Origin of the sequence: Frisingicoccus sp. (assembly GCF_048388605.1) — a bacterium.
GTDB lineage: Bacteria > Bacillota > Clostridia > Lachnospirales > Lachnospiraceae > Frisingicoccus.
In genome coordinates, this window is record NZ_DBGCTU010000039.1 from 35,963 (window position 1) to 48,641 (window position 12,679).

Consider the following 12,679-nt stretch of genomic DNA (forward strand, 5'->3'; position numbering starts at 1 on the left):
CCGTTTCAACTTAAAGAAAACATATCTGCCCGCACTCTTCGCAGCCATAACCTCCCAGCAGATCCAGGCGTTTTTTAAAGGCATCTCCCCTGAGAACGTGAATGAATTCCTGAACGGCCGGCAATTCCAGATATTTTTCATAAGTCACAAAATCATATTCTTCAAAGCCCACCTCAATAAAATCCAGGTCTAAAGCCTTTGCGCAGGAATAAATACCCATTCCCACATCCGCATTGTCCTTCTGAACGGCCACCGCCACACTCATATGGGTTGCCGCTTCATGCGCATACCCTGAAATATCTGTCGGCAAAATTCCCTCTTTTTTCAGAAGATAATCAAAAAGTACCCGGGTTCCGGCGCCCCGCTGACGATTTATGTACCGGATTTCGGGCGTTATATCCTGAACGCTCTGAATATTCAGCGGATTCCCCTTTTTAACAATAAATCCCTGCCGTCTGCGAACTCCTTTGATAATGACCATCTTCTCATCCGGAAACATTTCGCGGGTAATGGATACATTATAGCTGCCGTCCTTCTCATCGAGCAAATGGGACGGGGCCAGATGGGTCTCTTTTTTCCGAAGTGCGATCAAACCGGCCATAGAACCCACATGGGTTGATGAAAGGCAGGTATCCCGCCCCTCCTCCATCATAATATCATTGATCACATCAAGAATCAGATCATGACTTCCAACGAGCACCAGCGTTTTTCGAATCTGCTCCATATCCTTCATAAGGCGGACCCGAATCATCTCATGGGCTGAAATTCCCTCTTTATCCTGGGGAATAACGCAAAAGCCGTCGGCTCTCACCAGCGACATGGAGGCCCCTGCTCCCCGCTCCAGCGGCGAAGCCACCAGTTCATTTTCCACGATTCCCAGTTTGACCCGTACATATTCCTCATATTTCAGGCCGGACATCAGTGTTTTTGACAATTTTGCCAAAACCTCTTTTTGTTCTTTTTCCAATCCTCCCGGCCGGATATATCTGTTCATCACCGGGATAACAAACTCCATAAATGTCAGATAAGCAGATACCGGATAGCCCGGAAGGCCGATCACCGGCTTACTATTTATCTTTCCCAGTATTACCGGCTTGCCCGGCTTCATGGATACGCCATGGGTATAGACTTCTCCCAATTGGCCTATGGCATGAACCGTGTAGTCATCCCTTCCCGCGCTGGAACCGGCATTGATAATAACCATGTCACATTCGCCGACCGCCTCGGACAGATTTTTTTTGATCAATTCGAGATTATCGGGCAAAATCGGATAACGCCGCCCGATACCGCCATTCTCCACCACCAGATTTTCAAACATCCATGAATTGGTTTCTATAATTTTCCCGTCTTCCAGCGGTTTCGTATATTCAATCATTTCATCCCCGGTGGGAATGATTCCGACGATCGGCTTTTTAATCACCTGAATTTCCCTGATCCCTGCGGATAAAAGCACGGAAATATCAATGGCGCATATTTTATGACCGGTCGGAAGAACCATTTCTTTAGCGACAATATCCTCTCCGACAGCCCGCACATGGGCAAAAGGATGGGTCGGCCCAATAATGAGATAGCCCTCGCCGTCCTCCGGTTCGATCAAATCCTCCGCCATAATGACCGCATCATAGGGCGGCAGGATCATATCTCCGGTATCCACATCCAGATAGTCATCGCCCTTTTTCAGTCTCAACGGGTTCCTTTCCGAAGCCCCCTTCGTATGAGCGCTGATCACCGCAATACCGTCCATAGCGCAGGAATTATAAGACGGGCTGGAATATACGGCATACACAGCTTCAAAGGTGATACGTCCAAGACTCTCCACAACGGGAATCCACTCTCCCTGCGGCCGAATATGGGAAAAGGCGGCCATAAAACCGGCAAGCGCCTCTTCTTTTTTCTGAACATCCAAATATAAATTTCTCTTCATCAAAACACCTCTACCCACACCGGTTCACCCTTATTCAGGCCTTCCCGGTTTCTCGGTATCCTCACATAGCCGTCGGCTCTGCTCAGGGCCGCAATGCTGCCCGATTTGGCATAAATCGGTTTTGCCGCAAAACCCTCCGAATCAGGGATCAGCTTCACAGGCAGGCAGGTTTCTCTGCCCTGATTACTGGAAACATTCTCACTGATCCTCGCCCGATAAGGCGGACGCGTCTGCCTCCCAATCTTTTCCCAATACCATCGGACGATCACCAGCCGAAACATCAGCATTGCCGCCATCGGATGACCGGGCAGTCCGACGATCACCGTGCGATATTTCCTGTCATAGGCCAAAATTGTCGGTTTTCCCGGCTTCATGGCGATACCATGGGTAAATACATTGCCCGTGAAGTTTTCCAGCACCTTTTTTGTATAATCCTTATTTCCTTTTGAACTTCCGCCGGATAAAAGAATGATATCACTGTCCTCCGCTGCCCGGGAAACTGCCTCAAATATTTCCGCTTCATTATCACCCACCCGAAGTCTTCTGCGGACGGTCATCCCCATGCCTTTCGCTTCCGCCGCCAATGCATAGGAATTAATATCCCGGATCTTTGACCCTGTCAAAGGTTCATCCATATCCGCCAGTTCATCCCCGGTGGACAAAATCGTCACCGCCGGCGGCATATAAACTTCAATCTCAGAAATACCGAGGGCCGCCATCATCCCGATATCGCCGGCATTGACTTTCCGCCCTTTTGAAATCAGACATTCGCCGATGGTGATATCTTCCCCCGGCTGAATCACATTTTCTCCGTCGCTCACTGCCTTATACCCGATCATTTTCCCGGCAGCATACAACTCTGTATACTCCACCATCAAAACAGCCGTCGCCCCATCAGGCACCATAGAGCCTGTCTGCACCTGCACCGCTTCCCCGGATCTCACCGCCATCCGGGCCGGCTCCTCAATATTTACATGCCCGATCACCTGATAAAACGCCGGATTGGAATCGCCGGAGCCATAGCTGTCCGCAGCAATGACGGCATAACCGTCCACGGTAGACCGCCGGAATGGCGGCACATTCTCTCCCGCAATAACATCCCTTGCACAGATAAAACCCAAAGCTTCCTCGCAGGCCATTTTATGTATTTTTAAGTTCAGATCCGCCGTTTCTTCATTCAATTTCCGGACGGCCTGTTCCAGCGTGTCCGTGCACAAAAGTTCAATATTCAAATTAAAAGTTCTCCTTCAACAAACTTCTTCGTTTCTTCATTTTCCGGATGGACAAAAAACCGATCTGCACCGCAACATTCCACAAGCTTTCCCTTTTTTAATAAGATGACGTCATCGGCCAGCCGCCGGGCCTGGGCCAGATTATGAGTCACCATGATCATCGTTGTGCCCCGGCGATGATTCATCTTCATGAGTATCTTTTCAATCTCACTGGTCGTATAGGGATCAATACTTGCACAGGGTTCATCCAAAAGCAGCAATTCCGGCTCAAAGGATAATGCTCTTGCCAAAGCCACCTTCTGCACTTCTCCAAGAGACAGTTGGTCTGCCCTTTTATCCAGCAATTCATTCAGATTTAACTCTTTTGACAGTTCCCGGATTCTGGCTTCGATCACTTCTCTTGAAATATTTCTGAGTTTCATCGGATAAGCTATATTTTTTCTGACAGTGGTGGAGATCAGATAGGGCTCCTGGAATACAAGGGTGATATTTTTCTCCGGTACCTTTTTATCCCCGTCATACCGGATGACACCCTCATCCTTTTCCAGAAGATTCCCGATCAGATTCAGAAGAGTGGACTTTCCGGCGCCGTTCGGACCGACAATGGCAGTGATCTTACCATCCCGGACAGCCAGCTTCTCAATGTTCAGAACTTCAATCCCCTGATATGTTTTTTTTAGGTTTTCAATCTCTATTCGCATATATCATCCGCCCTTTTCCCTCTGAAAATGGTAAAGGACCGTATTCACCATGAAAGAAATCAGCAGCAAAATAATTCCCACCGCCAAAGCCCGTTCATATTCGCCCATGCCCTTCAGCTGAGAAATATAGGTCGTCATCACCCGTGTTTTTCCATCAATATTTCCGCCCACGATCATTACCGCCCCGACTTCTGAAATGGCTCTCGAAAATCCGGAAACTAAAGCGACGACAATGCCTCCGCGCAATTCATAGAGAAACAGCCCCATCGTCTGCGCAGGACTTGCCCCCAGAGTTTTGGATAAACGATAAATCCGCTCCTGCTTTTCCGCCGCCGCATTATAGGTCAGCCCGATGATAATCGGCAGGATCATCAGAATCTGGGCAATGATCATAATTGTTACCGTATAATTCAGCCTCAGGCTTCCAAAGGGTCCCCGGCGCATAAACAGAATATACACCAACAGCCCGCAGAGCACCGGCGGTATGCCCATCAGCGTATAAATAATGCGCATGACTAAATGCTTCAGAGGAAATCGATATTTTGATATGAGAATACCAAGAAGTATCCCTCCGGTTCCCGCCGCAAGCAGAGATGTCATGGAAACTCTTAAAGATAATAAAACAACTTCAAACACCTCGGCATCCAAAGAAAATATAAGACGAATCGCCTCTTTGATGCCTTCAATAATAATATTCATAAGCTGTTAACTGTCATATTTTACTGAGCATTTGGCGTAAATAACGGCGCACCGTATTCTTCTGTACCGTATTCACCAATCAGCGACTGGGTCTCTTCTGAGATGATCCAATTCTGAAATGCCTTGGCACCCTCATGATTGATCACATCATTTTTATCCGGATTCACGCAGATTACCCCATACTGATTATATAAAATACCGCTCTCATCCTTCTCACAGACAATCATCAAATCTCCGTCCAGGCCAAGATTCAGCCAGGTTGCTCGATCCGATAAGGTATAGGCTAAGGTTTCATTCGCCATCTCAAGAACAGCGCCCATGCCCGTACCTGCTTCCACATACCACTCGCCGGACGGCTCAATACCACATTTTTCCCAGATTGTCAGCTCTTTTTTATGGGTGCCGGATTCATCACTTCTTGATATAAACGTGGATTCGGTTTCACTCAGCATCTGGAAAGCCTTTACCGCATCCGCCGGAGCTTCCGCCTGGATACCTGCAGGGTCATCCTTCGGTCCGACTAAAACAAAATCATTATACATCACATCTTTTCTTCCATCCTCATCGGCATGTCCGCCTTCAACAAAGGCTTTTTCCGCCGCCGGAGAATGAACCAGAAGTACATCGGCCTCACCATTTTCACCCATCTTCATCGCCTCGCCTGAGCCAACGGAAACGACGTCCACCTGATAGCCCGTGGCTTCCTCAAAAACCGGAAGAATCACATCCAGTAACCCACTGTCCTTCGTGCTTGTTGTCGTTGCAAGAATTAATGTTCCCTTATCGCCGGAGGTCTCCTCTCCGGCCGTTTCTGTCTCTGCCGCCATTGTTTCTGTTGTCTGAGCAGTTTCCGCCTTTGTTTCCTTTACATCGCCTGCCTTCTGTCCGCATGCACAGAGTGTCAGTGCACAAATTCCCAAAATTGCCCATAATTTTTTCATAGAATACCTCCTGTTTTCCTTCTATTATGCTTTTATCTTATTATAGAAAACAGTAAGAGTCAATAAAAGTTAATCATTTGACATTATACTTTTTGGGCATTTTGCACTATTATTTTCAATGCTCTAACATATTCTCAATAAAGATTCCATATCCTTTTGTGGAATCATTGACAAACACATGGGTAACGGCCCCGATCAGTTTTCCGTTTTGAATGATCGGAGACCCGCTCATACCCTGAACAATCCCGTTAGTGGCATTTAACAGATCTTCATCGGTTATTTTAATGACCATATCCCGATTTTTGCCGGAGCCGCCCAGTTCGAGGCTTTCAATTTCCACTTCGTAATCTCTGATATTTCCCTCGACGCAGCACCGTACAGTCGCGGGACCTTTTTCCACCTCATGTCGATATCCCACAGGAAGGGCCTGACTTTCGTCATAAAGTCCGGCTTCTTCGGCCAATGTGCCAAAAATTCCATTCTCATTATTGGATTCAATCTGTCCGAGAATCTGTCCGTGTTTATAATCAATATTGCCCACCATCTCTCCGGGAACGCCGTTCTGCCCCTTGACAATGGAAAGGATATTGGATTGATAAAGGCGGCCGCCGCTGATATCGATTCGCCGGCTTGTATCCACATCGGTGATACTGTGCCCCAGAGCGGCAAAATGATTTTCGGAATCTACATAACTGAGAGTGCCGATTCCCTGAGCATCCTGCCGGATCCAGGCGCCGATTTTATATTCGGAATCCTCGGTGCGCACCGGCGTGACCCGCACTTTTTCACTTTCATTGTTCCTCAAAACTGTCAGAAGCATATCTCCGCCTTCCCAATGTTCCAGGATATCCGTCAAATCATCAATGGATTGGATCTTCTGATGATCCGCCTCCAATATATAATCGCCGCTCTGAAGCACATCGGCTGCCGGTTCCGCCCGATCACCCTCATAGTCGGTCACTGAGCCGGTGCCGAGAACCATAACGCCCTTTGTGCGTATATAAATACCCACCGGCATCCCCAGGGGCATCAATTTTGTTTCATCGACAACATCGACTTCCACATCTTTTAAATGAAACCCCATCCATTTTAACGAAAAATGATATGTGCCCTTTTCTTCAATATTGACCGACACGGTTTCATTTAAATTCAAATGTATTTGATCTGAAGGTACTCTTTCACCATTTATACTGGCCACGGCAAGACTTTCGTCATCCGCCTGCATCGTCAGGGGCAGATTAAAATCCAGCGTTTCTTCCTTTCCCACCGTCAGCTTCCAGACATCCGGTATGGATGTGTGGATGGTATAGGAAAGATAATACGAAAATGCGCAGAGATAAATGATAAACACAATAATGAGCCACCTGCGGTATTTTTTCCGATTCATCCTATCGCCTCCATACATAAAATAAAGGATATACGAGCTGCGTACATCCTTCATAGTATGTGACCATATTTAATTTTTCAAACAGGTTTTTCTAAACTGTTCTGCCATTTTTTTCATTTCATCCGCACTGTCTAAAATCGTTCGAGTGATCTCGACGCCGCCCATCAGACGGCCCACTTCTCTCACCTGTTCCTCTTCGCCCAGCTTGCGGATCCGGGTTTCCGTCCGCATACCGTCGGCTGTCTTCTCTATGAGATAATGGCTGTCCGCCATGGCTGCAATCTGCGGCAAATGGGTAATACATAAAACCTGATGATTTCTCCCGATATAGGCCATCTTTTCGGCAACCTTCTGGGCTGTCCGTCCGCTGATCCCCGCATCGATCTCATCAAAAATCAATGTCGGGATCTCATCGATCTCGGCCAAAACGGATTTAATGCCGAGCATGATTCTTGAAAGTTCACCGCCGGAAGCGACCTGTCCGAGCGGTTTCACATCCTCTCCCGGATTCGTGGACACAAGAAATTCGACATCATCCCGGCCGTTTTTCGTGTACTTTTCTGTCGGAGCTATCTTTATCTGAAAACGCACCTGAAGGAAATTCAGATCTTTCAATGACTCTTCCATCTGTTTTTCAAGCATCGACCCGTATTTTCTCCGAATACCGCTCACCTCGTCCGCCAGAGCCTTCAACTCTTTTTCACTGGCCGAAAGCTTTGCCTTTACTCCGGCAAGCCAGTCATCATATCCGCGCAGACGATGAAGCTCCGCCTCTTTTTCCGCCTTATATTTTAAAATATCCTCGATCGTTGCCCCGTATTTTGCTTTCAGACGGTTGATCAGATCCAGGCGATCTTCCGTATCCCTGAAATCCTGTTCATCAAAGGATAGTGTATCCATATATCCGGATAAATCCCGGTTAAAATCATTTAACAGGCCCTCAATATTTTCCAGTTGTTCCCGAAGGACACTCAGTTCCGGATCATAATCTTCCAGATTATAGAAATTTTTAAGGCCCCGTCCAAGCTGCTCCCCGGCTGATGTACTGTCGTCATAGCCTGTCCACTGATGCACCTGGGAAAGCCCCTCGATGATCTGACGGCCATGGGACATCTTTCGATAATCCGCCTCAAGCTGCTCATCCTCTCCCGGAGTTAAACGGGCATTCTCAATCTCTTCCACTTCAAATTCAATAAAGGCCGCCCGGCGCAGACGCTGTTCGCTGTCCATCGCCTGATTTTCAAAGACATCCTTCCAATGCATATATTCCTGATAGGCCCCGGCAAGTCTTTCTTTTCTGTCCCCTAAAGGTTCCCGGATAAACCGGTCCAGAATGGTCAAATGCCTGGATTTATCCAATAATGACTGATGCTCGTGCTGACCGTGTATATCCATCAGAAGCTGCCCGGCCCGCCGCACATCGGCCGCGGAAACGATCTCCCCGTTGATCCGGCTTACACTCCGGCCGGAAGTCATACGGCGGGATATAACCACCAGGTCATCCTCCACCGGAATCTCCATGGCCTTCAATGTTTCCAGCACCCTGACATCGGAAACACTGAAAAACAGCTCTGCCAGGGCAAAGTCCGCCCCTTTGCGTATCATATCCCTGGAAACCCGGCCCCCGAGGGCCATATTTACCGCGCCCATAAGAACCGATTTGCCCGCGCCGGTCTCACCGGTCAATATATTGAGATTATTTTCAAAGTTCATCTCAACCTCATCAATTAACGCCAGATTTTTTACATGTACACTTAAAAGCATCGTATCTCCTATTTCAACATCTGATTAATTTTTTCCATTACCGTATGGGCATCTTCATCACTGCGAAGAGCACACATAATCGTATCATCTCCGGCAATACATCCGACAACTCCCGGAAGTTCCATATGATCGATCGCCACGGCCACAGCCATTGCCATCCCTGTCACTGTTTTAATGACAATCATGCTTGTGGCAACTTCTTTGGAAACATAGCCTTCTTTTAAAACTCTGGAATACTTATCCGTCATTTCCATTGTCGGTTTAATAAAAGCAACATATTTCTGACGGCCGTTGCTGCCCGAAACTTTAGATAATTTAAGTTCCCGGATGTCCCGGGAAATGGTTGCCTGAGTGACGGAAAATCCGCTTTCATTCAGCCGGTCCGCCAGTTCTTCCTGGGTTTCAATATCATACTTATCAATGAGTTCCAAAATTTTTGCATGCCGTTTTGATTTCAAATCTGACACTTCCCTTCCGCATTATTATACATTTTTCATTTTGTTGCGTAATATATCGCAGAAGCTTTTCTGACGTATATTTACAATCGGCACCTTCGTACTTGCCTGGACAACTTCCACCACATCGGAAGATTCCAGGTCCCATACCGTCTGCCCGTCATAGGTGACAAGCGCCTCTTCCTTCTGGGTCTTGCGCCGCCTCCCGACTTCAATTTTTATCTTTGCCTGAGCTGAAACGACCACGCTTCGAGCAGACAGAGAATGGGGACAGATCGGCGTAATGATCATCATTTCCGTTTCCGGAAAGACCACAGGGCCCCCGGCGGACAGATTATACCCCGTCGAACCCGTCGGCGTGGACACAATAACGCCATCTGCCGCATAGATATCCAATAACTGATCATTTACATAAATTTTTAATTCGACCAGCCGTGAGAATCCGGAACGGGTCACAATAACATCATTGAATGCAATGCTTTTATGCCGGCGCCGCCCATCCCGGTAAACCTGTCCCAAAAGCATGATACGCTGCTGTATGGTAAATTTTCCGTCAATCAGGGCATCAAGCCCGTCATGCAGTCCGTCCACATCGATGGCCGCCAGAAAGCCGACCGTTCCCATATTAACGCCAACCATCGGAATATCCAATCCGGCAAAATCTCTTACCGCCTGAATAAATGTTCCGTCACCGCCGATCACAATCACACAGTCCACATCTTCCTGCAGCTTACTCATATCCGTGTATCCGGTCTGCAGCAGATCCGTACCCATCAGAGGTTCCGCCAGATGGCACACACAATCTCTGGATTCAATATATTTTTTTATTTCCCTGGTGACCTGCAGATCTCTGTCTTTATCCTGATTTGTCACAACTAAAAATTTATCCATCCGTCTCTCCTGTTAAAGCGAAGCATGGGATTGCTCCACCACCTGTCTCACATCCACCGGTTCATGGGCCGGCGCCTCATCCTCCGGGCGTTTTTCAAGATAAATCAAATATTCAATATTGCCCTCCGGCCCCTTGATCGGCGAATAATCCAGCCCGAGCACCTTAAAATGAAGTTCATCGGCAATATGGATCACTTTCTCTATCACTTCAATATGTACCGCCTTATCCCGGACAACTCCCTTTTTGCCGACCTTTTCCCGGCCGGCCTCAAACTGGGGTTTGATCAGGCAGACCATATGCCCGTCTTCCGTTAAGAGTGCCCTGGCCGCAGGCAGCACAAGCGCCAGCGATATAAAGGAAACGTCCACCGAAGCAAAGGCAACGGATTCTCCGATATCCTCCGGCGTCACATAACGGATATTGGTCTTCTCCATGCTGACGACCCGTTCATCCTGACGCAGCTTCCAGTCAAGCTGTCCGCGCCCCACATCCACGGCAAAAACCTTCACCGCCCCATTCTGGAGCATGCAGTCCGTAAAACCGCCGGTGGACGAACCGATATCCATGCATACCTTGTCCCGCACGTCAACGCCGAAAACGTCCATCGCTTTTTCCAGCTTATAACCGCCCCGGCTCACATATTTCATTGTATGGCCCTTGATCTCAATGGACGCCTTTTCCTCATCAAAGGCCGTCCCCGCCTTATCCTCCCGCTGGCCGTTGACAAACACATTGCCCGTCATAATAACAGCCTTTGCCTTTTCCCGGGAATCTGCCAGACGGCGCTCCACTAAGAGCACATCCAGTCTTTTTTTCATAATAATACCTCAGATAAAATCTTTGCGGATATGGCCCAGGCATCCATACCCATCGATGTCCTCAGCTGAGCCACATTGCCATGCTCCACGAATACATCCGGGATGCCCACATGCTTGACAAATACAGGCAGCCCCTTCGTCATATAATAATCAGACACGGCTTCACCAAAACCGCCCCGAAGTACATTTTCTTCCATAGTAACGATCATGTTGTGCTTCTCCGCAAGAGCGTCCAGCATATCCGTATCCAGCGGCTTAATAAAGCGGGCATTGACAACCGTTGCCGGAAGCCCCGCTTCCGCCAGATAATCTTTCACCTGTATGGCCGTCTCCACCATACTGCCGACAGCGACAAGCGCCACCTGTTCGCCCTCATAAAGCAGCTCGCTCTTTCCGCAGACGATCGGCGCCCGATGTTCCCGCTCACCCTCATAGGCATCGCCCCTCGGATAGCGAATGGCCAGAGGATGGCCAAAATTCAGCGAAAATTTAATCATATCATATAATTCAAATTTATTTTTCGGCGCACAGACAGTCATTCCCGGAATGGAAGCAAAAAAGGATAGATCCAGAATTCCCTGATGGGTCTCCCCATCCGCGCCGACGATTCCCGCCCGATCGACGCAAAAGGTGACCGGCAGATCAGGAATACAGACATCGTGGATGACCTGATCATAGGCCCTCTGGAAAAACGACGAATAAATCGCCACATAGGGTTTCAGCCCTCCGGCTGCCAGACCTCCCGCAAAAGTCACAGCATGTTCTTCCGCAATGCCTACATCAAAAAATCTTCCCGGAAACCGTTTTGCAAACTTTGTCAGCCCTGTTCCCGAAGGCATCGCCGCGCTGACGGCAACCACCCGTTTATCCTTCATTCCAATGTACTGAATCGCTTTTGAAAAGGCTTCCGTATAAGTAACATTAGGACTTTTAGCAATCTCTCCGCTTTTTACATCGAATTTTCCGACGCCGTGGAACTCGGACGGCCGTGTCTCCGCAGGCTCATAGCCTTTGCCCTTCTGGGTGATCACATGCACGATCACCGCCTGCTTTTCCTTCTGGGCCGTCTTAATGGCCCGGATCAACTGGTTCATATTATGTCCGTCCACAGGTCCCATATATTCAATGCCCAGATCCTCAAAAAATCCTCCCGGAATAAGCCACTGCTTGAGAGAATCCTTTGAACGCTTCACTCCCCTGGCCACCGAATCGCCGATTCCCGGAATCCGGCGGAGAGCGGTTTCCACATCCGACTTAAATTCCACATAATTTTCATTTGTGCGAATCTGATTCAAATATTTACTCATGCCGCCCACATTTTCCGAAATGGACATCTTATTATCGTTTAAAATGATAATAAGATTTGTATCCAGCCGTGCCGCATTATTCAGGGCTTCATAGGCCATACCCCCGGTCAGGGAGCCGTCGCCGATAACCGCCACCACCGTATAATCCTCACCGGTCAATTCCCGTGCCCGGACATATCCGAGGGCCGCCGAAATCGACGTGGAACTGTGCCCCGTATCAAAAGCGTCACACTGGCTTTCCCGATGCTTCGGGAAACCGCTCATACCTCCGTAGGAACGAAGTCCCGCAAATTCATCCTTCCGCCCCGTCAGAATCTTATGGGTATAAGACTGATGACCGACATCCCAGATAATCTTATCCTTTGGTAAATCCAGGCAAAGATGAAGCGCCATTGTCAATTCAACAACGCCCAGATTTGAAGCCAGATGCCCTCCCGTCTCACTGACAGACTGAATAATAAATTCCCTCAATTCCTCCGCCAGCTCGCCATACCGGGACGCATCAATTTTTTTAATATCATTTGCCTGTTTAATCTGCTCTAATATTCCTGACATGATC

The 12,679-nt window shown here is 48.3% G+C and carries 11 protein-coding genes; all 11 read right to left on the reverse strand.

All coding sequences use genetic code 11. The annotated features are described in order from the left end of the window. Positions 1 to 10: 10 nt before the first annotated feature. The 11 genes from ACMN7X_RS10185 to dxs all read right to left on the reverse strand — a co-directional run bounded on the left by ACMN7X_RS10185 (position 11) and on the right by dxs (position 12,675). On the reverse strand, positions 11 to 1,924 hold the full coding sequence (locus tag ACMN7X_RS10185) for a molybdopterin biosynthesis protein (RefSeq protein ID WP_418747361.1): 1,914 nt from the start codon (positions 1,922 to 1,924) through the stop codon (positions 11 to 13). Next, positions 1,924 to 3,156: a gephyrin-like molybdotransferase Glp gene (gene glp, locus ACMN7X_RS10190; protein ID WP_418747362.1), complete on the reverse strand. Its 1,233-nt coding sequence runs from the start codon at positions 3,154 to 3,156 to the stop codon at positions 1,924 to 1,926. The genes ACMN7X_RS10185 and glp overlap by 1 nt, the downstream gene beginning before the upstream one ends. Next, the gene (locus ACMN7X_RS10195) at positions 3,153 to 3,857 is read right to left on the reverse strand and encodes an ATP-binding cassette domain-containing protein (RefSeq protein WP_418747363.1); all 705 of its coding nucleotides are present in this window, start codon (positions 3,855 to 3,857) and stop codon (positions 3,153 to 3,155) included. Before ACMN7X_RS10195 ends, glp begins: the two co-directional genes overlap by 4 nt. 3 nt (positions 3,858 to 3,860) lie before the next feature. Continuing rightward, a complete protein-coding gene (locus ACMN7X_RS10200; protein ID WP_418747364.1) occupies positions 3,861 to 4,556 on the reverse strand; it encodes an ABC transporter permease in 696 nt (231 codons plus the stop codon). Positions 4,557 to 4,576: 20 nt separating this feature from the next. Further along, entirely contained in the window at positions 4,577 to 5,497 is a 921-nt protein-coding gene (locus ACMN7X_RS10205; protein ID WP_418747365.1) for a substrate-binding domain-containing protein, read from the reverse strand. A gap of 115 nt (positions 5,498 to 5,612) precedes the next feature. Beyond that, complete coding sequence (gene spoIVB, locus ACMN7X_RS10210; protein ID WP_418747366.1) at positions 5,613 to 6,884, reverse strand: SpoIVB peptidase; 1,272 nt, start codon at positions 6,882 to 6,884, stop codon at positions 5,613 to 5,615. A 69-nt stretch (positions 6,885 to 6,953) separates the two neighbouring features. After that, entirely contained in the window at positions 6,954 to 8,648 is a 1,695-nt protein-coding gene (gene recN, locus ACMN7X_RS10215) for a DNA repair protein RecN (RefSeq protein WP_418747367.1), read from the reverse strand. An 8-nt stretch (positions 8,649 to 8,656) separates the two neighbouring features. Further along, complete coding sequence (gene argR / locus ACMN7X_RS10220) at positions 8,657 to 9,106, reverse strand: arginine repressor (RefSeq protein WP_418747368.1); 450 nt, start codon at positions 9,104 to 9,106, stop codon at positions 8,657 to 8,659. A 24-nt stretch (positions 9,107 to 9,130) separates the two neighbouring features. Continuing rightward, a complete protein-coding gene (locus tag ACMN7X_RS10225) occupies positions 9,131 to 9,994 on the reverse strand; it encodes an NAD(+)/NADH kinase (protein ID WP_418747369.1) in 864 nt (287 codons plus the stop codon). Positions 9,995 to 10,006: 12 nt separating this feature from the next. Beyond that, positions 10,007 to 10,813, reverse strand: a complete 807-nt coding sequence (locus ACMN7X_RS10230) for a TlyA family RNA methyltransferase (RefSeq protein WP_418747370.1) — start codon at positions 10,811 to 10,813, stop codon at positions 10,007 to 10,009. After that, positions 10,810 to 12,675, reverse strand: coding sequence for a 1-deoxy-D-xylulose-5-phosphate synthase (gene dxs / locus ACMN7X_RS10235; protein WP_418747371.1), 1,866 nt, complete (start codon positions 12,673 to 12,675; stop codon positions 10,810 to 10,812). The genes ACMN7X_RS10230 and dxs overlap by 4 nt, the downstream gene beginning before the upstream one ends. Between the last annotated feature and the right edge of the window lie 4 nt (positions 12,676 to 12,679).